General features: G+C 62.8%; 14 protein-coding genes and 1 pseudogene. 6 read left to right on the plus strand and 9 right to left on the minus strand.

Features of this window, described 5'->3' with window-relative positions; all coding sequences use genetic code 11:
• The 7 genes and pseudogenes from ACT8II_RS07060 to ACT8II_RS07090 all read right to left on the minus strand — a co-directional run.
• A pseudogene (locus ACT8II_RS07060) lies at nt 1–1,449 on the minus strand (DNA-directed RNA polymerase subunit beta'); the annotation flags it as partial.
• Between the two features lie 6 nt (nt 1,450–1,455).
• On the minus strand, nt 1,456–4,956 hold the full coding sequence (gene rpoB, locus ACT8II_RS07065; protein ID WP_118654269.1) for a DNA-directed RNA polymerase subunit beta: 3,501 nt from the start codon (nt 4,954–4,956) through the stop codon (nt 1,456–1,458).
• A 333-nt stretch (nt 4,957–5,289) separates the two neighbouring features.
• On the minus strand, nt 5,290–6,195 hold the full coding sequence (locus ACT8II_RS07070; protein ID WP_118654270.1) for a UTP--glucose-1-phosphate uridylyltransferase: 906 nt from the start codon (nt 6,193–6,195) through the stop codon (nt 5,290–5,292).
• A 190-nt stretch (nt 6,196–6,385) separates the two neighbouring features.
• Complete coding sequence (locus ACT8II_RS07075; RefSeq protein WP_294158782.1) at nt 6,386–6,919, minus strand: DUF308 domain-containing protein; 534 nt, start codon at nt 6,917–6,919, stop codon at nt 6,386–6,388.
• Between the two features lie 422 nt (nt 6,920–7,341).
• Complete coding sequence (locus ACT8II_RS07080; RefSeq protein WP_443813496.1) at nt 7,342–9,660, minus strand: hydratase; 2,319 nt, start codon at nt 9,658–9,660, stop codon at nt 7,342–7,344.
• Nucleotides 9,661–9,958: 298 nt separating this feature from the next.
• Entirely contained in the window at nt 9,959–11,203 is a 1,245-nt protein-coding gene (locus ACT8II_RS07085; RefSeq protein WP_233546238.1) for an MFS transporter, read from the minus strand.
• Between the two features lie 153 nt (nt 11,204–11,356).
• A complete protein-coding gene (locus ACT8II_RS07090; protein WP_158574850.1) occupies nt 11,357–11,530 on the minus strand; it encodes a hypothetical protein in 174 nt (57 codons plus the stop codon).
• 306 nt (nt 11,531–11,836) lie between these two features.
• On the opposite strand from ACT8II_RS07090, the gene ACT8II_RS07095 reads away from it, so the two are divergent.
• The 3 genes from ACT8II_RS07095 to ACT8II_RS07105 are packed head-to-tail and all read left to right on the plus strand — an operon-like array spanning nt 11,837 to nt 17,274.
• The gene (locus tag ACT8II_RS07095) at nt 11,837–13,576 is read left to right on the plus strand and encodes a TerB N-terminal domain-containing protein (RefSeq protein WP_118654273.1); all 1,740 of its coding nucleotides are present in this window, start codon (nt 11,837–11,839) and stop codon (nt 13,574–13,576) included.
• Entirely contained in the window at nt 13,569–14,918 is a 1,350-nt protein-coding gene (locus tag ACT8II_RS07100; protein ID WP_294158789.1) for an ATP-binding protein, read from the plus strand. Before ACT8II_RS07095 ends, ACT8II_RS07100 begins: the two co-directional genes overlap by 8 nt.
• 13 nt (nt 14,919–14,931) lie before the next feature.
• On the plus strand, nt 14,932–17,274 hold the full coding sequence (locus tag ACT8II_RS07105) for a DEAD/DEAH box helicase (protein ID WP_443813497.1): 2,343 nt from the start codon (nt 14,932–14,934) through the stop codon (nt 17,272–17,274).
• On the opposite strand, the gene ACT8II_RS07110 is transcribed toward ACT8II_RS07105, so the two are convergent.
• Nucleotides 17,271–18,152, minus strand: a complete 882-nt coding sequence (locus ACT8II_RS07110) for a spermidine synthase (RefSeq protein WP_443813499.1) — start codon at nt 18,150–18,152, stop codon at nt 17,271–17,273. The genes ACT8II_RS07105 and ACT8II_RS07110 overlap by 4 nt on opposite strands.
• Nucleotides 18,152–19,987 carry an elongator complex protein 3 gene (locus ACT8II_RS07115; protein WP_294123852.1) on the minus strand — a complete coding sequence of 612 codons (1,836 nt, stop codon included), beginning with the start codon at nt 19,985–19,987 and terminating at the stop codon, nt 18,152–18,154. The genes ACT8II_RS07110 and ACT8II_RS07115 overlap by 1 nt, the downstream gene beginning before the upstream one ends.
• Nucleotides 19,988–20,128: 141 nt before the next feature.
• On the opposite strand from ACT8II_RS07115, the gene ACT8II_RS07120 reads away from it, so the two are divergent.
• The 3 genes from ACT8II_RS07120 to ACT8II_RS07130 all read left to right on the plus strand — a co-directional run.
• Nucleotides 20,129–20,905 carry a hypothetical protein gene (locus ACT8II_RS07120; RefSeq protein ID WP_294123851.1) on the plus strand — a complete coding sequence of 259 codons (777 nt, stop codon included), beginning with the start codon at nt 20,129–20,131 and terminating at the stop codon, nt 20,903–20,905.
• A gap of 157 nt (nt 20,906–21,062) precedes the next feature.
• Nucleotides 21,063–21,914 (plus strand): tRNA (guanosine(46)-N7)-methyltransferase TrmB, encoded by an 852-nt coding sequence (gene trmB, locus ACT8II_RS07125; protein WP_118654279.1) that lies wholly within the window; start codon nt 21,063–21,065, stop codon nt 21,912–21,914.
• A gap of 311 nt (nt 21,915–22,225) precedes the next feature.
• Nucleotides 22,226–24,291 (plus strand): DEAD/DEAH box helicase (locus ACT8II_RS07130; RefSeq protein ID WP_443813500.1); only part of this gene is annotated, 2,066 nt, incomplete at its 3' end.

The following is a 24,291-nucleotide window of genomic DNA, read 5'->3' on the forward strand; positions in this document are numbered from 1 at the left end:
CACAAAGGAGGCGCGACGCTCGATGGCGCGCTTGGCGCCCTTGATGTTCTCCACCTTGCCTAGCTCAGTCAGGCGCTTCATGACGAAGGGCTGGAACAGCTCCAGGGCCATCGTCTTGGGCAGACCGCACTGATGCAGCTTGAGCTTGGGGTCGGTAACAATAACCGAACGGCCGGAGTAGTCAACGCGCTTACCAAGCAGGTTCTGGCGGAAGCGGCCCTGCTTGCCCTTGAGGGCCTCGGCGAGCGACTTGAGCGGACGACCGCCACGGCCAGAGACCGGGCGACCACGACGGCCGTTGTCGAACAGGGCGTCCACGGACTCCTGGAGCATGCGCTTCTCGTTGTTCACGATGATCGCAGGAGCGTCCAGGTCAAGCAGGCGCTTGAGTCGGTTGTTACGGTTGATCACGCGACGGTACAGGTCGTTGAGGTCGGACGCGGCAAAGCGGCCGCCGTCGAGCTGGACCATCGGGCGCAGATCCGGCGGAATGACCGGGATGACGTCGAGGATCATGTTCGCGGGGTCGTTGCCGCCCTTGAGGAAGGCATCGACGACCTCGAGGCGCTTGACGGCCTTTTCACGCTTCTGCTTCTGGGAATCCTCGTCGGCGATGATGGCCTTGAGGGTCGCGGCCTCCTGCTCGAGGTCGATGGAGGCGAGGAGGTCGCGGATGGCCTCGGCGCCCATGTCGCCCTTGAAGTACATGGAGTAGTAGCGCTTCATCTCGCGGAACAGCGGCTCGTCGGAGACGAGGTCGCGCTCGTTGAGCTGCATGAACGCCTGGAAGGCCTCGGAGCGGAGGTCCTTCTCATCGCGGCACTCCTCCTGGATATCGACAATACCCGCAGCGATTTCCTCGGGCGTGAGGGGCTCCTCGTCGGAGAACTCGTCGAAGTTCTCGGGGTTGCCCTGCGCCTTGAGGCTCTCGATCTGGCGGGCGCACTCGGCGTCGATCTCCTCCAGGTCGGCGGCGAGCTCCTCACGCAGGTCGTCGGCGTCGGCCTCACGGGCCTCATAGTCGACGTGCGTGATGATATAGCTCGCGAAGTACAGCACCTTCTCGAGGTCCTTGGACTTTATGTCGAGCATGCGGCTCATCGGGAACGAGACGGGGCTCTTGAAGTACCAGATATGGCTGACGGGAGCCGCCAGCTCGATGTGGCCCATGCGCTCGCGGCGCACCTTGGCCGTGGTTACCTCGACGCCGCAGCGCTCGCAGACGATGCCCTTGAAACGGATGCCCTTGTACTTGCCGCAGGAGCACTCCCAGTCCTTGGCGGGACCGAAGATCTTCTCGCAGAACAGGCCGTCCTTCTCGGGCTTGAGGGTACGGTAATTGATGGTCTCGGGCTTCTTGACCTCGCCGCGCGACCACGAGCGGATCTTGTCGGCGGAAGCGAGCGAGATCTTTACCGAATCAAAATCAGTAGCTTCGAAATCTGCCACAGTCAACTACTCCTTATCGGTGGTGGTGGCGGCGAGCTCATCGAGGATGGCATCGGCCGCATCGGCGGAGGTGTCGGCCTCGTCGATCGAGGGCAGGTCATTGTCATCGAGCTCGGAAGCGCCCTCGGCCTCGACGGCGACGGGCAGCTCGGGCTCGACATCGCGAATGGGCTCGATATCGAGCGCCAGGGAGCGGATCTCCTTGACAAGAACCTTGAAGGACTCGGGGATACCGGCCATGGGGACGTTCTCGCCCTTGGTGATCGCCTCGTAGGTCTTGACGCGGCCGACCGTGTCGTCCGACTTTACCGTGAGGATCTCCTGGAGCACGTTGGAGGCACCGTACGCGTAAAGCGCCCAGACCTCCATCTCGCCGAAGCGCTGGCCGCCGAACTGGGCCTTACCACCCAGCGGCTGCTGGGTAACGAGGCTGTAGGGGCCCGTCGAGCGAGCGTGGATCTTGTCATCGACCATGTGGCCGAGCTTGAGGATATAGGACGTACCCACGGTGATGGGCTCGCGGAACTGCTCGCCGGAACGGCCGTCGTACAGGACGGTCTTGCCGCGCTCGTCGAGCTGGGTCACGAACGAGGGGTTCATGTGCTCGCCGAAGCGCTCGGAGGCGAGATTCAGCATGTTCTTGTTGGCACGACGGATAACCTCGGCGATCTCGTCCTCACGGGCGCCGTCGAAGACGGGCGTGGAGACAAAAAACGGGCCGGGGATGTACGTGTCGGAGTCGGCGGACTCGGTGTCCCAACCGCAGGCCGCGGCCCAGCCGAGGTGGCACTCGAGGAGCTGGCCCACGTTCATACGGGACGGGACGCCCAGCGGGTTCAGGATGACGTCGACCGGGGTGCCGTCGGCCATGTAAGGCATGTCCTCCACGGGCAGAACCTCGCAGATGACGCCCTTGTTGCCATGACGACCGGCGATCTTGTCGCCCTGCTGGATCTTACGGCGCTGCGCGACGTAGACGCGGACCTGCTCGTTGACGCCGGGGGCGAGGTCGTCGCCGTTCTCGCGGCTGAAGCGGACGACGTCGATGACGCGACCCTCAGCGCCATGGGGCATCTTGAGGGAGGTGTCGCGAACGTCGTGCGCCTTGGTGCCAAAGATGGCGCGGAGCAGGCGCTCCTCGGCGGTCAGCGCGCTCTCGCCCTTGGGAGAGACCTTGCCGACCAGGATGTCGCCGGCCTTGACCTCGGCACCAATGCGAATGATGCCGTCCTCGTCGAGGTCGGACAGCATGTCCTCGGACAGGTTCGGGATCTCGCGCGTGATCTCCTCGGGGCCCAGCTTGGTGTCGCGGGCATCGAGCTCATAGCGGGAGATGTTGATGGTGGTGAGCAGGTCCTCGGAGACCAGACGCTCGGAGACGATGATGCCGTCCTCGTAGTTGAAGCCCTCCCACGGCATGTAAGCCACGGTCAGGTTCTGGCCGAGTGCGAGCTCACCGTGGTCGGTGGAGGGGCCGTCGGCCAGCGGCTGACCCTGCACGACCTGATCGCCCACACGTACGAGCGGGCGGTGGTTGATGCAGGTGGACTGGTTGGAGCGCTGGTACTTGGGCAGCTTATAGGTGTCCATGCCCTCAGAGGTCTTCACCGTGATCTTGGCCGCATCGGCGAAGATGACCTCGCCGGCGTGCTTGGCCAAGGTAACCTCGCCGGAGTCGATGGCGGCGCGAGCCTCCATGCCGGTGCCGATGTAGGGAGCGACCGGGTGAACCAGCGGCACGGCCTGACGCTGCATGTTCGCGCCCATGAGGGTACGCTTGGCGTCGTCGTGCTCGAGGAACGGAATGAGCGTTGCCGCGACGGAGAGCATCTGACGCGGCGAGACGTCCATATAGTCGACGTCCTCGACCGGAACGTCTGCAGGGGCACCGAAGGAGCCATCGAAGTCGCGGGTACGGGCGACGACGGTGTGCGGACGAACGAGGTTACCCTCGGCGTCGACGGTTACCAGCTCGCCGGTCTTGGGATCGATCGGGGTGTTCGCCGGAGCGATGATGTGGTTCTCTTCCTCATCGGCGGTCATCCAGTCGATCTGGTCGGTGGCGACGCCGTTCTCGATCTTACGGTACGGGGCCTCAATGAAGCCGTACTCGTTCACGCGAGCGTACAGCGCCAGGGAGCCGATCAGGCCGATGTTGGGGCCTTCGGGCGTCTCGATGGGGCACATACGAGAGTAGTGCGAGTTGTGAACGTCGCGGACGGCCGTAGGCACGTTGGTGCGGCGGCTGGAGCCGGACTTGTGGCCGGCAAGGCCGCCGGGGCCGAGCGCGGACAGACGGCGCTTATGGGTAAGGCCGGTCAGCGGGTTGGCCTGGTCCATGAACTGAGAGAGCTGCGAGGAGCCGAAGAACTCCTTGATGGAGGCCACGATCGGGCGGATATTGATGAGGCTCTGGGGAGTGATCTCATCGATGTCCTGAGAGCTCATGCGCTCGCGCACGACGCGCTCCATACGGCTCATGCCGATGCGGAACTGGTTGGCGACGAGCTCACCAACGGTGCGGATGCGGCGGTTACCGAAGTGGTCGATGTCGTCGACCTTGAAGCCGGGCTCGCCGGCGGCGAGACTCAGCAGGTAGCGCAGAGTCGCGATGATGTCCTCGTCGGTAAGGACGGAGACCTCTTCCTCGGTGGCGAGGCCGAGCTTCTTGTTGACTTTGTAGCGACCGACGCGAGCGAGATCGTAGCGCTGCGGGTTGAACAGCAGGCCCTCGAGGAGGCTACGGGAGGCGTCGACGGTCGGCGGCTCGCCGGGGCGCAGGCGACGATAGATCTCGATGAGGGCGTCCTCGCGGGTAAGGGCGGTGTCGCGCTCGATGGTGCGCTTGATGACGTCGGAGTCGCCCAGCAGCTCGAAGATGTCGTCGTTGGTGACAGCGATGCCCAGGGCACGCAGGAACATCGTTGCGCTCTGCTTGCGCTTGCGGTCGATGGAGACGACGAGCTGGTCGCGCTTGTCGACCTCGAACTCGAGCCAGGCACCGCGGGCCGGGATGATCTGGGCCTTGTAGACCTGCTTGCCGCCGTCCATCTCGGAGCTGTAGTACACACCCGGGGAGCGGACGAGCTGGGAGACGACGATGCGCTCCGTGCCGTTGATGATGAAGGTGCCCTGGTCGGTCATCATGGGGAAGTCGCCCATGAAGACGAGCTGCTCCTTGATCTCGCCCGTCTCCTTGTTGGTGAGACGGACCTCGGTCAACAGCGGGGCCTGGTAGGTCATGTCCTTCTCGCGGCACTCGTCCACGCTGTGGGACGGGTCGCCGAACTGGTGGTGACCGAAGGTCACCTCGAGCTGGTGGTTCTGGCTCTGGATGGGGCTGGACTCCCTAAAGGCGTCGCGAAGGCCCTCGTCCTTGAAGCGCTCGAAGCTTTCCTTCTGTACGGAGATGAGGTTCGGCAGCTCCATGGTCTCCGGGATCTTCCCGAAGTTGACGCGTGTGCGCTCGGTGGCGGTCACGGTCTTGGTAGCGTTTGCTTTCGGCACCAGGTGTTTCCTCCTTCTTGGGAAAGGCGGTTGATCCGACGGGGCGCGGCCGTTCGTCCGTTTGGCACATATCGGGCGGACGGGTGCGTGCCGCACGTCGTCCTCGGGGCGGTGCTTGGCGCACATCACCCTTTCCCAGTGCTCTCACGGGCTATACGCATAGCTCCGCCAGGTAAGGCAACCTATTAGTTTAGCAGGTCGATTCCGTTCGGCAAGAAAATGCTTGACTCATGGGGTGTTTTGGACTAGCTAACTTTTTCTATAGAGAAACACCTGCTCAACGCATATGCATCGAACAGGTGTTCATGTATTTTGGGTGAATCTAGACGAAGCCTAGCGCTCCAGACCGCCGCGCTCGTCGATGGCGGCCCAGAACTCGTCGGCGAAGCGCGGGTCGCCGGCGGCCATGAGGGCGTTGGTGGCGATCCAGCCGGAGGGGGTGCCGGTGTCGTAGCCGGAGAGCGGGTCGATCACGACGGCGTACATGGCCTCGCGGTCGAGGCTGCGCGCCATGGCGTCGGTGAGCTGGATCTCGCCGCCCTTGCCGGGCTGCTGGTTGGCGAGGAGCTCCATCACGAGCGGGCTCAGCAGGTAGCGGCCGACGATGTAGAGGTTGGAGGGAGCGGCCTCGGGGCTCGGCTTCTCCACCAGGCCGCCGATGCGCCACACGGCGCCGGGCTCGGTCTCCCCCGCTCCCTCGCAGCCCTCGAGGGTGCCGACGCAGTCGCCGGCGATGACGCCGTAGCGGTCCACCTGCTCGGGCGCGCACGGGGCGACGGCGATGACGCTCGCGCCGCCATGGGCCTTGGAGACCTCAAGCATCTTGCCGCAGATGTCCTTGTTCGGGACCACGTAGTCGCCCAGCAGGACGAGGAAAGGCTCGCCCGCGCAGGCGTCGGCGGCGGAGCGGATGGCGTGGCCGAGGCCGCGCGGCTCGTACTGGTAGCGGAAGTCCACGGGCATGTTGCCGGCATGGGCGATGGCGTCGGCGTAGCCGGCCTTGCCGCGCTCGCGCAGCAGGGACTCGAGCGAGCGGTCGGGCTGGAAGTAGTTGAGCAGCTCGGGCTTGCCGGGGCTCGTCACGATGATGGCGCCGTCGACCTCCTCGGGGTCGAGGGCCTCCTCCACCACGTACTGGATGACCGGCTTGTCGAGGACCGGCAGCATCTCCTTGGGGGTGCACTTGGTGGCGGGCAGGAAGCGGGTGCCGAGGCCGGCGGCGGGGATGATAGCCTTCATCTTCGAGGTTCCTTTCCGAGCGGGAGCGCGCGTGCGGCGCATGCATGCCCAGCGATCGGGATTATTCGATACCCGCCTATGGTACCTGCAACGTGCACATTATGCGAAAACATCACCGATACCCGACAAATCGCCTCGTCCGAAGCTGATTGTGGTATGCAAACGGAAAGTCCAGCTGGACCGATTCGACTCAGCTCGCGGCGTGCACGTGAAACGGGAACACGATGAGCTCCAGGCCGAGCAGGAGCACGTGATGGCCGAGGTTCGCGATGGGGGCGATGAGCAGCATCGTGCCGAGTACGAGCTCGAAGGCGCCCGTCGCCAGTGGCACGAGCCATTCCCCGCTCGATGCGCGCGCCTCGAGCGACTCGTCGATCTCGTGCGCCGCCTTCTCGAGGCCGAGTAGGCCCCACATGACGGCGATGACGTTGAGCGACTCCGTCGTGTTGAGCAGGGTGACGACGCCGAGGACGATCATGACGACATCCGTGCCGACCGTGATCTTGTCGGGGACGCTGCCCTTATCGAGCAGGTCCGTGAAGATATCCGCGGCGCCGACGAACAGCATGACGGCTCCAAGGATGTGCGGCAGGTGCGCGGCAACCTGCTCCGAGAGCAGCAGGCAGGCGACGCCGAGGATTGGAAACAGCAGCGTTGCGACAAACGCCACTTTGCCGGACAGCTTCTGCCCAGCAAGGTGGCGCTCCATCTGAACTCGTGACATAGCGCTAATCTCCATGTTCTCGTGGCAGCAACGTCATGGGGACGTCTGCGAATCATCTTTATGGAGTTTTCCCGGCAACCACCGTCACAAAGCCGAAAAAGGTGCCGCCACGGAATCTGCAGGGACACCCAGGGGAGAGAAAAGCACAAATGCGCGGATAAAATCCGGATCGGAAAAGTATAAGTCAATGAATGTATATGAAAATCGCAGGTAAAAGGGTTGCCGCTTTTTTACTCTACACGCCGTTGCCGTAATTAACCCCGCATTTGCGTTTTTATTCCTTCTGCAGCAATGCCATGAGCAAAAAGGTCTCGCCCGATAAGCGGACGAGACCCTTCACACGGACGCGTTTCTACCGACGACAGTCGAATCAGGTCGCAAACGGAGCAGCGCGCTACTGCGCGGGAACGACACCAATCATCCTACTTAGCGCGGTCGCGGTTGTAGTTGATGAGGCAGCCCGCCTTGACGATGGCGCGCTCCTCGGGGGTCATGTCAGCGATGAACAGGGAGATCTCCTCGACCTCGCCCCCGGCGCGCACGACCCATGCGGGGATGTCGCCCAGATCGCCGTCGAGCGCCGAGCGGATGCCGGGCACGTACACGTAGTCCCCCACCTCGAAGTTCGGCTCGCCCTCCATCTGGAACGGCACCATGCCCCAGTTCATCACGTTCGAGCGATAGCGTTTGGTGGCGTACTCGCGCGTGATGTTGGCAAGGCCGCCGAGGACGCGCTGGCAGCTCGCCGCCTGCTCGCGGGCGGACCCGTCGCCGGGCTTCACAGCGTAGATCATCGACCCGATCTCCACCTCCCCGGGCTCGACGCCCTCCAGGGCATCCGCGGCGGACAACGCGTCGAACACGGGGGCGACGGCGGCGGGAACCGAGGCGGCAGCGCCCTCCCCGGCCGACAGGCGCTCGCGCTCGATGCCCGCCGTCTCCTTCGCGCGGCCGACGTAGTCGGGATCGCGGCGGCTCAACGTGAACTCGGCCAGGCCGAGCGGGTTGGATCGGTACGAGCTCGTCTCGCCCGAGGGGATGAGCTCGTCGGTCGTCGTCACGTCGTCCATGATCTTGGACGCGACGCGCAGGAGGATATTCTCGGCAAGCGGCTCCATCTCGGGCCAATCCTTGATGTTGGGACCGTACACAAGCTCGCGCGCCGCCTCGCCCCTGCCGAACCCGTTGTACACGCGATGCTCGTAGGCGCTCGCGTCGAAGCGGTACTCGACATGCTCGTCCCAGATCTCCGCGGGAAGGTCGGTCGCGGCGGTGAGCACGCCACCTGCCGCCGCCGTGGCGATGGAGCGGGCGTCCATGAGGGCGACTCCCGTAAGCTGACCCGCGCCCGGCTTCGATCCCTCGCGGTTGGGGAAATTGCGAGTGGTGTGGCGGATGGACAGGCCATTGTTCGCCGGCGTGTCGCCCGCGCCGAAGCACGGACCGCAGAAGGCGGTGCGCACGATGGCGCCCGACTGCATGAGGTCGAACGCGGCGCCGTTTGCCGCCAGCTCGAGGAACACGGGCTGGGAGCTCGGATACACCGAGAGGGCGAACTCTCCGTTGCCGCAGCTCTTTCCCTTCAGCGCGCGGGCGGCCTGCATCACGTTGGTGAAATTGCCGCCCGAGCATCCCGCGATGACGCCCTGCTGGACCTGCAGGCGCCCATCCGGGCGGATCTTGTCGACGAGGGACAGCGACGCGCGGCCGCCGCCGACCTGCTCGGCGTTGACCTCGACCTCGCGCAGGATATCGGGGAGGCTGGCGTTGAGTTCATCGATGGTGAAGGCGTTCGAGGGGTGGAACGGCAGCGCGATCATGGGGCGCACCGCGGAGAGGTCCACCTCGACGCAGCCGTCGTAGTAGGCGATGCGCGCGGGGTTGAGCTCGCGGTAATCCCCGCCGCGGCCGTGCTCGCGCAGATAGGCGGCCGTGTCTTCGTCCGTGCGCCAGATGGAGGTGAGGCACGTGGTCTCGGTGGTCATGACGTCCACGCCGTTGCGGTAATCGGTCGGCATGCTGGCGATGCCGGGGCCGACGAACTCCATGACGGAGTTCTTGACGTAGCCGCATGCGAAGACCGACCGGATGATGGCGAGCGCGATGTCCTGGGGGCCGACGCCGGGCTGCGGGGCGCCCTTCAGGTACACGGCGACCACGCGCGGGTACGCCACGTCGTAGGTGTCGCACAGGAGCTGCTTGACCAGCTCGCCGCCGCCCTCTCCGATGGCCATGGTGCCCAGGGCTCCGTATCGGGTGTGCGAGTCGGTGCCGAGGATCATCTTGCCGCAGCCCGCCTGCATCTCGCGCATGTACTGGTGGATGACGGCGATGTGCGGGGGCACGAAGATTCCGCCGTACTTCTTCGCGGCGGAAAGCCCGAAGACGTGGTCGTCCTCGTTGATGGTGCCGCCGACGGCGCACAGGGTGTTGTGGCAGTTGGTGAGCACGTAGGGGACGGGGAACTCGGTCATGCCCGACGCCTTGGCCGTCTGTATGACGCCAACGTACGTGATGTCATGGCTCGCCAGGGCGTCGAACCGCAGCTTGAGATGGGCCATGTCGCCGCTCGTGTTGTGCTCGGCGAGGATGCCGTACGCGATCGTGCCCTCGCGCGCCACGTCTGGGTCGGGGAACTCGAGCGTCGATTCGACGGCCTCGAGCGCACATTCCTCGGGGATGACCGTCTCGCCGTCCACCAGGTACACGCCGCCGGTATGCAAGGTGATAGGTTCTGCCATGAGGTCGCTCTCCGTCCTGGATATACGGGCACCACCTGGGCACATCCGTCGCTGACGGAGCGTCCGGTGCGCACCGCGTCACTTTAGCTTGCGACAGTATACACTAGCTCGAACACGGTGCCGCCGAGCTGAGTTAACAGGAATTTGAAGCAAGCCCCATATTTCAAACCTCTGATAAATCACATTACCAGTCTGATTTTTGTGAGAAATCAGGGGTTTGAAACGACTAAGGGGATTTCAAACCGATGTTTTCTCACATCGGAGATTGCACGGGCGCCCAATGGCACCCGGGCGCCTTCTACACAGCACAGCCGCGACGCCCCATGAGGCGAAACAGCCCAGCAACGGTGATGACCCAGCACGCTGCGACGATCGCAGCGCCCACCAAACCCACCGCACCGACGGACAGATTCGTCACAACGACGCCGCCGAGCGCCGAGCCGGCACCGATACCAAAGTTGAACAGGCCCGAGAAGATCGACATGGCGACGGACGACTCATCCTCCTCGACACCCTTGATGATCTCCGCCTGAAATGCCACGTTGAACGCCGTACCGCAGCAGCCCCACAGCAGGAACATGACGAGCACCGTAGCGACGCTCCCTGCCAGAGGGCGGAGCCCCGCCAGGGCCAAAGCAACTCCGGCAATAGAAAGCGCGAGGAAGGGACGACTCTTGCCATCGTAGAAACGGGAAAAGAGCATGCTGCCCAAGATGCCGGCGAAACCGAAGACCGTCAGCGACATGGTGATCATACCGGAATCGAACGACGCGACCTGGTGCAGGAAGGGCTCAATGTAGCTGTAGCAGGTGTAATAGCCGGTCGCGAACAGCATGGTGACCACGTACACGGTCACGAGCAGGCGATTCTTAAGCATGCGGGGTAAGCGGGAAAGCGTAAAGGGCTCCCCCGCGGGCATGAGGGGCAAGGCGGCGGCGAGGTACACGATAATGGCGACGGCGATGGCTCCCACCACGGCGAACGTCATACGCCATCCCAACGCGAGGCCGATTGCGCGCCCCAGGGGCAAACCGAAGATCTGCGCAATGGAGGACCCCGTGGCGATCATGCCGATGGCGAGCGAACCGTGGCTCACATCGACCAGGCGCGTCGCCATGACCGAGGCGATCGACCAGAAAATGGCATGGGCGCTCGCCACCACGATGCGGGCGAGCGTGAGGATGGCGAACGTGGGCGCTATAGCGGAGAGGAACTGACCGATGGCGAACACCACGAGCACGCCGAGCAGCAGGCGCTTGAACTCGATACGCGATGCGGCCATCATGAGCGGCAGCGACAACAGCATCACCGCCCAGGCATAGGCGGTGATCATGAGGCCGCAGGTCGCCTCGTTGATGGAAAAGCTACCGGCAATATCGGTGAGCAGCCCAATGGGCATGAACTCCGAGGTGTTCAAGATGAACGCGGAAAACGTGAGCCCCACGAGCGGCATGAGCTCCCGTATCGTCAATGCTCCGCCAGCACGGTCCTTCGAGTTCATGCCATCGTTCGGCACGAGACCGTTTCTCGTCGGCTTTTCCATACATCCCCTCGTCTCTTCATATGATCGCCCCCACATCGATCGCGACGTGGGGGCACGCTGTAGGCGAAGAAATTATAATGGTCTGCCCCTTAAGCACGGCAGCAGTTCATGCGAAAGGAACGCGTAACAATTATCCGTTCATCGATGCGCATCTCAATGCCCGGATGCCCTCCACAGCACGTAGAGCATGCCAAAGAAGAGCGCGCCCATGGTGAACAGACAGCCAATCATGCCGGCAGCATTGGAAATGGCGCCGCGGATCCCGCGAGTGGATTTCCCGCTGCATGCCGCATATCGATCGACCTCATATGGATTACGCGTGCCCATGATGCCTCCTTAAAACAACTACGTCCACGCACGTGACGGGTACCGGGCCCGACACGTATCCGTTTCTGAGGACATCATCTGCTATCTGCCCATTTGCTACCATCGATTTGCCTTACGGTGGGCTTGCGCTTTTGTAAGAATGCTTGAGAAATCATTGTGCGGTGCCCAAGGAGTCCCCGCATGCGGAGCCAAGGCATTGGGGTCGCACACCGAGACCGCGTGCGCAAAAAATACGAACATCTGTTTGCTCTTATGCTAGACTGAGTAGATACACGAGCAAGGCCGCGAACGCATGAGGGAGGTGCCATGAGACCTTTGAACGGCACGAAGCCCGATGCCCAGGAGCTCATCGACCGCATCCTGGCAGACGAGCGCTTTCGGGCGAGTTCCCATTTTTCCGACCGCGTGTACACGGATGAGCCAATCCTCATCACGGGCAATCGCATGGCATCCTACCTGCCCGAACGCTATCGCAAAATGCGGGAGATCTCCCGTTGGGAGCCCGAGGGGCCAGCCGGTCGGGGACGCTGGCTCTCAGAGGCCGAACTGTTCTACCGACAGGGCATCTTTATGGCGGATTATGAGGACGATTGCCCCTATCATGGGAACTTCAAGTCATATTTCCCCACATACAATGCCATGAGTGACCGCCAACTCCGCGGATATTTCACCTGGAGGTCCGCCGTTCGCCGCGGGACGGTACAGGAGACCTCCCTCTCGTTCGCCTACGTCTATCTCTACGAACTCATCAACGGGATCGGTGTCGCCAACCCGCGCGAGGGGTTCGATGCATTCGAATCTTTCTGTCAGGCATATCGCGCCTTCGCCCCGGAAATCGATCGGTTCGCCGGCGTCTGGCTGCAGGACTACGTCGTTTACCACGACCTGCCTGTAGAGCTGCTCGAACCATACAAGACCCTGGCATTCGACCGCGCGATCATCGCACTGCGCCGCGCAGACGATCGCTCTCGTGAGTTAACGCGCCTGATCAAAAACGAACGCAAGAAACGGGGGGCCTCGGCCATGCCGCTCCCCTGCGACAAGGCGCTCGAAAGCGAGCTGTTCGACGCCATCGATGCCTTATCTACCTATAAGCTCAGTGGAAGCCGCCTGTACCGGGATAACCCCGACGGACTTCGCCACGTTGCGTGCGCGGTATTTGTCCGCACGAGCGACTACTATCGCAGGCAACGAAAGAATACGCTACTCGAGAGCTGGTTTGGAGAGGAGGTCGCTCTGCCCTACACCATGTTCGGCTCAGCCGTCTTCTTTTCACCCCGGCGTCACGTAGACACCGTGTATCAACTTGACGAGATCCATCGGTACCGATGTCAAAACGGCATATGGACGTGCGAGCGAATCCACGGAAGCCGCTCGTGCAGCCCCAAGCTCGGCATATGCATGCGCGCGGTCGACCGTAGTCTGCGGACGGCGCTCGGATACGAGCATCCGCTCAAAGAGACCAAGCCGCTTCCCAAGTACCTGGAGAAGTTCATCGATGAGGAAGTGGCCGCGTGGATGAGCTGGCATGCGGCACACGCGCCGCGGCACATCACCATTGACCTCTCTCAGCTGGCCGACATCCGACGCGCGGCGGTATCCACGCGCGAGTCTCTGCTCATCGATGAAGAGCGTGAAGGGACGGGCACCATCGTCTCCTCTTGTGGATCGGCCGACGAAGGCCGCCCATCGAACGCGCTCGCCGAGCCACAAAGCCCAGTCACCGCACCCCAGGAAGACGGTATCGAGCGGGCGCGAACCCCCATCGAGCCCCCCGTCCCTCCCGCGCCGGTGCCCAGAGTTCACGCCGCCCGGCCATTGACCCCCGGGCAGGAGTCGTATCTCAGATCCCTTGCGGAGGGTGACGCCCCAGGTGCGCGCGATGCACTCCAGGTGCTGGGGACATCCGAGGACATGGCCGTGGACGCCATCAACGATGCCTTGTTCGACCTGATAGGCGACACCACGATCGAATACGGGGCATCCGGCCCCGAGCTCATCGAGGATTATCGCGAAGACGTGGAGGAATTCCTTGCCCATGACTGACCAGATCACCACCGCGCCCCGCGTCCCCAAACGCGTGGCCGCCGTCATCCTTAACTCGCTCAAAGGCGGCGTCGTGCCGCGCATAGGCCTGCCCTACATCACCGTGGGGCGCGAGTTCGAAATTCAAGCCTTGCTCACCGACCTCTCGCTCATCTCCGACGGCGGAGCAAGCTTCCGCTTCCTCGTTGGCCGGTATGGAGCGGGAAAGAGCTTCCTGTTGCAGACTATCCGCACGCACGCCATGGGCGAGGGCTTTGTTGTGGCAGATGCGGATCTCTCCCCAGAGCGCCGACTGCAAGGCGGCCAGGGCCAGGGTTTGGCGACCTACCGCGAACTGGTGCGCAACCTCTCGACCAAGACCCGTCCCGAGGGCGGTGCACTCAACCTGATCCTCGACCGCTGGGTGCAGAATCTCGAGGCGGAAGACGCTTCGAGGGAAGACATGTCAAAAGGGGATGTGTCAAACGGACATGTCGCAGGTAGCACGCCTGCCGGCACTTCGATACGCGCCCAATTCGCCGCCATCGAGGAGATGGTCCACGGATATGAGTTCAGCCGCGTGCTGGGCATCTACCGCAACGCCGTATCCACGGGAGACGAGGAGACCAAGGCACTCGCCGTCAAATGGTTGCGCGGCGAATACCGCACCAAGACGGAGGCGCGCTCCGAGCTGGGGGTCACCGCGATCATCGACGACGACACCTGGTACGACTACGTCAAGCTGCTGGCGCGCTTCCTCACGGGGGCGGGCTACAAAGGTCTGCTCGTCCTCATCGACGAGCTGGTCAACCTCTATAAGATCCCAAATGCCGTCACGCGCCAGTACAACTACGAGAAGATCCTGCAGATGTACAACGATACCCTGCAGGGCAAAGCTCATCACCTGGGCATCATCATGGGAGGCACCCCCACGTCCATCGAAGACCGCAGACGGGGCGTCTTCTCCTACGAGGCATTGCGAAGCCGCCTTACCCAAGGCCGCTTCGCACGCGAGGGGATGCGCGACATGTTGGCGCCCATCATTCGCCTGCAGCCCCTCACCTACGAGGAGCTACTCGTGCTCATCGAGAAGATTGCGCAGATACACGCCGGCTATTTTGGATATACGTGCACGCTTCGCGATGCGGACTTAGTGGAGTTCCTCACCATCGAGTTCGGGCGTGTGGGCGCAGAGACGCACCTCACCCCGCGCGAGGTGATTCGCGATTTCATCGAGCTGCTAGACATCATGTGCCAAAACCCTAATACCGATCTTCATGAGTTGATGGCATCTGGCACCGTCGGCGTCGCGGACGCCAGCGCGCCGAGCAACACGACCCCCTTCGCGGAATTCACCATCTAGTCCGGGAGGCAGCTTGAACACATTCGATCGATACGCGCCGTTTGTACAGGACTTCATCTACTCGCATAGCTGGGAGAACCTCCGGTCGATCCAAGTCGCCGCAGCAGATGCCATCTTCAACACAGATGAGAACGTGCTGCTCACCGCCTCGACCGCCTCGGGCAAGACCGAAGCCGCCTTCTTCCCCATACTCACCGAGTTTTGGGAGAACCCGCCCGCAACGGTCGGGGCGCTCTACATCGGCCCGCTCAAAGCTCTTATCAACGACCAGTTCTACCGCCTGAACGACCTCTGCGAAGAGGCCGATATCCCCGTCTGGCACTGGCATGGCGATGTTGCCGCTTCGCACAAGGCGAAGCTGCTCAAGCACCCGAGCGGCATCCTGCAAATCACGCCCGAGTCGCTCGAGGCCCTCTTGCTCCACAAGCACGCGGCGATTGGGCGGCTTTTTGGAGACCTTCGCTACGTGGTCATCGATGAGGTGCATTCACTGCTGCGCGGCGATCGCGGCGGGCAGGCCCTCTGCCTCATCGAACGCCTCTCGCGCATGGCGGGCGTGAATCCGCGCCGCATCGGACTTTCCGCCACCATCGGTGACCCCGAACGCACGGGGGCATTCCTCTCCAGCGGAACGGGTCGTGGATGTGTCATCCCCCGCTTTGAGAAGACGCGCAAGACGTGGCGTCTATCCATGGAGCATTTCTACATTGGCGGACCGCAGGCGGCGGAGCGTGCCCTAGACGGCGCACGGGCGCAGGAGGCGGACGTAATCGACGACGGTGCGCGGCGCAGCCTTCCCGCGCCCGATGATGTCCGCATCGACGCACCAACCGCAACCGAACTCGCCGCGCGGACCGATTTGGCGCCGCAAGATGCCGACCCGGGTCTTGGATACATCTTCGAGCGGACCCGCGGCAGCAAATGCCTGGTGTTCGTAAACTCGCGAGAGGAGGCGGAGTCCGTCTGCGCCAACCTGCGTGCATATTGCGAGGCCAATCACGAACCCGACCGCTTCCTCATCCACCACGGTAATCTCTCGGCGGCGTATCGTGAATCGGCGGAGGAGCTCATGCGCGACGAAGAGCAGGCGCAGACCACCGTCACCACCGCGACGCTCGAGCTGGGCATCGACATCGGACGCCTCGAGCGCGCGTTCCAAATCGATGCCCCCTTTACCGTCTCGAGCTTCCTGCAGCGCATGGGGCGCACCGGACGCCGCGACCTTCCACCCGAGATGCACTTCGTGATGCGCGAAGAGCAACCCGAACCCCGCTCCATGCTGCCCGAAACCATCCCTTGGAAGCTCTTGCAGGGCATCGCGCTCGTGCAGCTCTACCGCGAGGAGCACTGGGTCGAACCACCCGCGCTTGATCGCCTTCCGTACAGCCTGCTCTACCATCAGGTCATGAGCACGCTCGCCAGCTGCGGGGAACTCACTCCCGCCGAGCTCGCCGCACGCGTGTTGACGCTCTCATACTTCCATCGCGTCGATGCCGACGACCTCCGTTGCCTCTTGCGGCATCTTTTGGAAACCGACCATATCGAGGCGACCGAAAACGGCGGCTTGATTGTGGGCCTCGCCGGTGAACGGCTCACCAACTCATTCAAGTTCTACGCGGTGTTCCAGGAAAACGAGGAGTTCACGGTGAGATGCGAGTCGGCGGAACTCGGCACGATTGTGAATCCGCCACCCGCTGGCGAGCGCATCGCCATCGCCGGGCACTGCTGGCTGGTCGAGGAGGTCGACTGGAAGCGTCACCTCGTGTACTGCACGCAGATCAAAGGCCGCGTTCCAGCGTACTTTGGCGATTGCGCGGGCGATATCGACACGTATGTCCTGGAACGCATGAGGCGCGCGCTCGCGGAGCGTGACGTCTATCCCTACATCATGGAGAACGCGCGGGTTCGACTGGCACAGGCTCGACACGTGGCATCCAACGCGGGCATCACCGGGCGCGCCTCAAGCCCCCTCATCAATCTTGGTGGAGACACCTGGGCGTTGTTCCCCTGGCTCGGAAGTTACGCTTTCCTGGCACTCGAGCGGCTGCTCAAGATCAAATGCGCGCGAGAGCTAGGGCTCAAGGGGCTCGATCCCTCGCGCCCTTACTTCATGCAGTTCAGGATGAAGGCGGACCCCGAAACGTTTTTCGAAGCGGTCGCCGCCGAGGCGGAAGCAGAATTCGACCCCATTGACCTCGTGTACCCAGGCGAAGTTCCGTATTTCGACAAGTACGACGAATTCCTACCGCAAGAGCTCGTTCGCAAGGGTTTCGCCGAGGGCGTCCTCGACATCGAGGGCATGAAGCAACGCGTGCTCGGCTGGCGCGACGCATGGCGAAGCGCGCAGTACGGCTAGTCGCGCAGCACCTCACCGAGGAAGTCGGCAGCAAAGGGAACCGCGCCCTCGAAATCGTAAGCGTCGACGTCACTCGCGATCACCAGGTAGTTATCTTCTCCCGCAAAGGCCTCATCCACGCAGGGCACGACCCAGACGCGTTTGAACACCGCCGAAGCCGTGGCAACGACGTTACGCAGGAAGTCTATGTTCTCGCCCCCGTGGGTCGATACCACGTTGGCCACGTACAGGCCGCCCTCGTTGAGACACACCTTTGCCTGGCAGAGGGCTTCCACGGTGACGAGCGACCGAACTGGCTCCGACCCGGCAAAGCAGTCGTTCACGACCACGTCGTACCGCATGCCCGCCGCAAGAGCCTCGCCCATATACGACCGAGCGTCCGCGGTGATGAGACTCAGACGGTCTCCCGCCATGCGCTCAAGTTCGTCCAGGCAAAACCATCGACGAGCAAGCAGGGTCACCGACGCGTCAAGCTCGACGACGTCCATGGCAAGCAAACGATGGGTGGCGAGCGCATGCTTGGGATAAGAGTATCCACCACCTCCGAGCATGAGCACTCGTTCGATGCCATGGCCAACGATGCCGCGCATGGAATCCTCCGCCTCAAACATCGCATCGAAGGCGCGGATATACTCGAACACGGGCTCGAACCTGCGGCGACCGAGATAGGTGGCACTTTGATACACCCCACCCTGCTGCAACACGCGCACGAGCTCTCCCTGGGCGCCGCGCACCATCTTCACGCGCGCCAATCCAGCGTGCGTGCGGGCGACCTGAAGGCATTTCGATCCAACGGCTATCGCCGCCGCGCCAACGGCCACGGCGCCAAACGCCACGCCCGCGGCAATACCGGCGGCCGTGTTTCCCCTCTTTTCCATCAAAGCTTCCTTTGCTGATAAAGCCCGTGGTCCTTAAACCCAAGGCGACGATAATACGTGCGCGTGCCCACGGCGCTGATCACGTTAATGCTTTCGTATCCCGCCTCGCGCGCGATGTCACAGGCGCGTTCGATGAGCCGCCTCCCCAACCCAAGATGCTGGGCTGACGTGCCATCCTCACCAAGCTGCGTAGCGATGCCATACACGTGCACTTCCCGAATCATGGCCTCGCCCGCGCGGACGGGAAGGCCCTCGCTCCCCGCCTCATCCGCGAGACGCTGCACATACGCGGCACTCGGCAAAGACAGGCGCAGGAAGCCGGCGATGCGGTTGTCGGGCAAGATCCACTGCAAAAAGCGTTCGTGCGTGTTGCTCGTCTCGTACCCGACGACATCGAGGACCAGGTCGCCCAGATCGATGTCGTTCGTTCCGATCTCTCGAAATCGAATCTCCTGGACGCCGTCCGAACTGCCCATGTCGCGCAGGCTCCGCTCGACGAGTTGGCGCAAATTGGGCTTCTTGTTGCCCGCCACGATATCGTGCGACGAGAAATCCCTGATCATGCGGGAGATACGGCAGAACGGCGGCGTGACGGCGACATCGCTCGCCAACACGTCGAGCAGTTCCCCCTCGGTGTAGGGGCGCCATAAGCCAAGTTCATAGCGCTCGGTGAGCCGGGAGCCGTCGATGAGGGCACAAGGGTAGAGCTTGATTTCGTCGGGCTGGAACGGTGCGCTCCGCACCAGGCGGTCGTAGTCGGCCTTATCGCGCTCGGGCGTCGACCCCAACAGGTTCGCCATGGCATGCGCGTGGATCTTGAAGCCAAAGATGCGCAGCAACTCAAATGCCCGCCCTATGCGCTCAATCGAGATGCCGCGCTCATTCAAGTCAAGGATCTCCTGGTCAAGCGTCTGGATGCCCATTTGCACCTTGGTGCAACCCAGGCGGCGAATCAGCATGAGGGCTGCGGGCGTGATCGCATCGGGGCGCGTCTCGACTACAAGGCCCACCACACGATGACGTGCGCCCTCGTTTTCGCGTTGCCGCAGCTCGAGCTCATCGAACGTGGCCGTCTGGGCGCGACTGGCCAAACGCCACGGCTCGCTGTTGCCGTACAGCAGCCGAAATGCGTGGTTGTAGGAGAGGGCCCCTTCGGCGATCTCCTCCTGCGCACCCTCCGCAAATAACGCGAACTGCTCCGCATTCTGCGGAAACCCCGCGCTGCGGTACCAGCTCCGACGCTCGGCGATGTCGGAAGCCGCTGACTCCTCGTCAAACTCGTTGAGCGCGCGGAACAGTTCCGAGATGAACCAGACCTGGTATTCCCGTGGATAATCGCTCCAGGTCCCGCCGAGAACGATCAGCTCGATCTTGTCTGTAGCATGTCCCATCTGCGTCAACGCCGTCAGACGGGAGGTAACCTGCAGATACGGGTCGAACCAGTTTTGCTCGGCGCGTTCGCATGCCGGCTCGTTGTGCAGGTAGCTCTTGGGCATGCGCAGGTCATTGGGGCAAAAGAGGCAGTCGCCACCACAGGGCCATGGCTTGGTGATGACCGTGATCGTTGCGACACCCGAGGCGCTGCGACGAGGCTTCATGCGCAGCACGGCGAGCAAGCGCTCTTCGAGTTCGGGCGTAACGCCCCACGCCTCCCAGCGCTTTTGATCGTTGCGCTTAACACTCTGGTAGAACGGCAAAAGCCGACGCTTGGCAAACATGCGCTTGTCGGCATGCTCCCGGCGTGCGGCGGCATGACTCAGCTTGAGTAGCACGCGATCGTCGACCGCGCGTCCGGACCGGAGCTCCGCCAATATGTCCATGATAATCTGTTCCATGGCGTCCATTGTATATGACGTCCGCGCACCGCTTCCGGCGGACGTGGGAGCTTACAATAGGGAAACCTCACGGTGCATGCGCTCGCCCTAAAGACACGCAGCCACTCGACGCGGCACCGACTCACGGAATCCAGGAGGCCCATGGACACCACGACCGCGCAGGCGCTCATCGCGCTCAACAACCGCTTTTACCGGGATAACGCAGCATCCTTTTCCGCCACGAGGTCGGCACCATGGGAAGGTTGGAAGCGGCTCGGAAGCATATTGCGCGAGCATGGCTGGGTGGGTGCGACGGCGCCTCAGACGCGCCTCGTGTTCGATATGGCAAGCGGCAACCTGCGGTTTGAGCATTTCCTCTCCACCGCGTTTCCCAGCATCGACTTTGAGTTTCACGCGGTGGACAACTGCGCCGCCCTGGCAGAGCATGGTCAGAACGACCGCATCGCATGCCGCTTCCGCCAATGCGACATCCTGGATACCCTCGTCTCGAGCAACGCGAAAATCCCGGAATGCCCCCTCTGCGACCTGTCGGTCTCCTTTGGCTTCATGCACCATGTGCCCAGCGCATACCTCAGACATCGCGTGTTCGAGGCACTCATCGAACACGCACGCGTGGGCGGCCTGATCGTCCTGTCGTTTTGGCAGTTCATGAACGACACGCGCCTTGCTGCCAAGGCTCTGAAGGCAGACGAGGCGCTTGCCATGGATATCGACATATCGCAGCTTGAGCCAAATGACCACTTCCTTGGATGGCAATCCGACCCCTCTCCGCTGCGCTACTGTCACCACTTTGACGAATGCGAGATCGACGAGCTTGTAGCATCTGTGGGCACCAAGGTACGGGAGGTCGCGCGCTACTCCTCGGACGGCGCGTCTGGTACCCTCAATCGGTATCTCGTGCTCGAACGCCTTGATTGAGAACTCGAGCACGACGCCCATTCAGACGCATGGCGCGCGCCACTCCAGTGGCAGCCGCGAACATGCAGCCGCCATATCGGACGCCAACGACCGCCATCCGCCGCCGCGCCACATTCCACCGTGCAGCGCGCCGCGATATCCAGGAGACCTTTCCGCCATGCATGCACGTATGCCCAAAAACTTCGTCCTCGACCAGCGCATCGAGCGCGCAGCCAACGCCATCGAGACTGGTGCCGCAGCGTATCGGGGGCGCTGGGCCGAAGCGTGCCATCCGCTCACCGAGCATGGCACCGAGCGCTTTGAGCGGGTGCATCTCGATCTTGGATGCGGAAAAGGAGCCTATATCGCCGCCATGGCCGCCCGTCATCCGGACACGCTCTTTATCGGCATGGACAGCGAACCCGTGTGCGTGGTGCATGCCGCGCAGCTCGTTCTCGATCGTGGGCTCAAAAATGCCCTCGTGATTCCCGGAGACGCCGCCAGGCTCGACCGCATCTTCGCCCCGGGCGAACTCTCGAGCATCTCGATCAACTTTCCCACGCCGCACCCTAAACGACGCAACGCCCGCCTGCGCGTAACGACCGCCGAGCACCTCGATGGATACCGACCGCTGCTTAAAGCCGACGGCATTCTCGCGCTGCGCACCGATAGCCTGCCGTTGTATGAGTTCTCTCTTCCGCAGTTCAAGACCATTGGATGGAATGTAACGTGCGCCACGCACGACGACCGCGCCGCCCATCCCGATCAGCCCATCACCGAGTACGAGCAGCGGCTAACCGAGCAGGGTGCGACCGTCCACGCTGTATATGCACGGCCCGCAGCGCAACCCGCCACACAGGAACAACTCCAGGCTGCACTCGAACTTCCGCAGAGCCTCATCGACTATCTGCCCGAAGACCTATTCGCCGGAGAATATATCCCCTACGGCATGAGCTACGCGATTGACAACCTGCGCAACCGACGTCACCATCTCGCCGCGCGTAAAGATGCATATTCTGACCGCATTTAAGTTGCTATTTGCATAGGCTTTTCTCACCACGCCCCACGTGTCCATGTGGATTTACGAAAGTGGTCAAAATACCCAAATGTTGCGCAGGCCCGATCATCGTTTGTCTAACTCACATCGTGCCAACACCTTTCTCATCCCCGTCGTGCATCGGGACAATTGAGCCAGCGCGCCACAAGCGTCTTGAAACCCTGTGATCACAACAGGAGGAGGGGGCCGCGCGTGCGCGGCCCCCTCCCGCAATCCCATCGCATCCCGCAACCCGATCTTTACGTCATAATGAAGGAAAAATGCCTTATAGAACGGACCTGCCCATGCCAGACGCATCCAAGCAGCTTGAATCTCAAAACGCCTTCGACCCCTTCGCCCACGGGTCGCTTGGTTCGCTTGCCCCAAGCTGGTGGGAGCCCGAGGCTGCGGACACCAGCGGCAACACAACCGATGAGTACGCTGACGGGCAAGGTCCCTTCGACAGCGACGACGCCCCTGTCGCACGGACCTGTTCTCCCGGATCCGAACTCGAACCTTGGCTCACGTCAGAAAAAGCCTACGAACGCTTCATCGACTGGGTTGCCGCACGTGGCATCGACCTCTGGCCGCATCAGGAGGACGCGCTGTTCGCCCTGGCTGCAGGTAGCAACGTCATCCTCGGCACGCCTACCGGTTCCGGCAAATCGCTCGTCGCGCTCGGTATGATGTTCATGGCAATGGCGAGCGGTCAGCGTGCATACTACACCGCCCCCATCAAGGCCCTCGTCAGCGAGAAGTTCTTCTACCTGGTCGATATCCTGGGCCGCGACAACGTCGGCATGATCACCGGCGATTCGCATATCAACACCGGTGCCCCCATCATCTGCTGCACTGCCGAGATCCTTGCCAACCAGGCGCTGCGCGAGGGAGAGGACACCGACGTCGGTTGCGTCGCCATGGACGAGTTCCATTTCTTCTCCGACCCCGACCGCGGCTGGGCCTGGCAGGTTCCCCTGCTCACGCTGCCCCACGCGCAATTCCTGCTCATGAGTGCGACCCTGGGCGACATGACCGCCATCGGCCAGACCCTTAACCGCACAACAGACCGCGACCTCGAGCTCATCGCCGACGCCCCGCGACCCATCCCGCTTTCTTACGAGTACGTCAAAACCGCGCTCGAGGGCACTGTGGAGCTGGCACTTCGCCAAGGGGACTCCCCGCTCTACATCGTGCACTTCTCGCAAGACGCCGCCCTGCAGTCTGCCCGCTCGCTCGCCAGCTACGGCGTCGCCAGTAAAGAGCAGCGCGAGGCCATCAAGGAGGCGATCAAGGGCGGGCGCTTCACCACGGCGTTCGGCAAGACCTTGAAGCACCTCATCTCCAGTGGCGTCGGGCTCCATCACGCCGGCATGCTGCCGCGCTACCGCCTGCTCGTCGAAAAGCTTGCGCAGCAGGGCCTTCTGCCCGTCATCTGCGGCACCGACACCCTGGGTGTGGGCATCAACGTGCCCATCCACACCGTCCTGCTCACCGGCCTCACCAAATTCGACGGTCGCAAGCAGCGCCGCCTGCGCTCACGCGAATTCCACCAAATCGCCGGGCGCGCGGGGCGGTCGGGCTTTGACACCGAGGGCGTCGTCATCGCCGAGGCACCCGAGTTCGAGATCGAGAACCACAAAGCCGAGCTCAAGGCCATGGGCGACCCCAAGAAGATGAAGAGGCTCAAGAAGAAGAAGCCGCCGGAGGGCTTTGTCACCTGGAACGAGGCGACCTTCACGCGCCTCATCGAAAGTGAACCGGAGATGCTCAAGCCGAGGCTGCGCATCACGCACTCCGTGGTGCTCGCCGAGGTCGAGCAGGGCGGTGACGCCTGGGCCCGCGTCCTCGAGCTGATCGAGGCATCCCTGCAGACCCCGGAGGAGAAGGCGAAGCTCAAGCTCCGGGCTGCCGAGATCTTTGCCACGCTCATCGATGCGGGCGTTGTGGTGCGCGAAGCCTGCGGAACCGAGGCGGACGCCGATAACGGCATCGGGAGCGACAAGACGGTCTCGCTCACCGAGGCCCCAAAGAACATAGATGCACTCAGGGCACTCGACGCCACGGCCAATGAGGATGACGGCGCGGACGACAACGACGGTCGACCGCTCGGCGATACGAACGCCGCAACTGGTCACCCCCTCGACGGGCCGGCAGCTTATTACCTCACGGTCGACCTGCCCGAGGACTTCGCCCTCGACCAGCCGCTCTCCCCGTTTTTGCTCGCCGCGCTCGAACTGCTCGATCCCGAGAGCCCCACGTACACGCTCGACCTCATCTCGATGGTCGAGGCGACCCTCGAGGACCCCAAGCAAATCTTGCGCGCGCAGGAGCGACGTGCCCGCGACGCTGCCATGAGCGCCATGAAGGCCGA

The organism is Collinsella sp., from assembly GCF_052346665.1.
Taxonomy (GTDB): Bacteria; Actinomycetota; Coriobacteriia; order Coriobacteriales; family Coriobacteriaceae; genus Collinsella.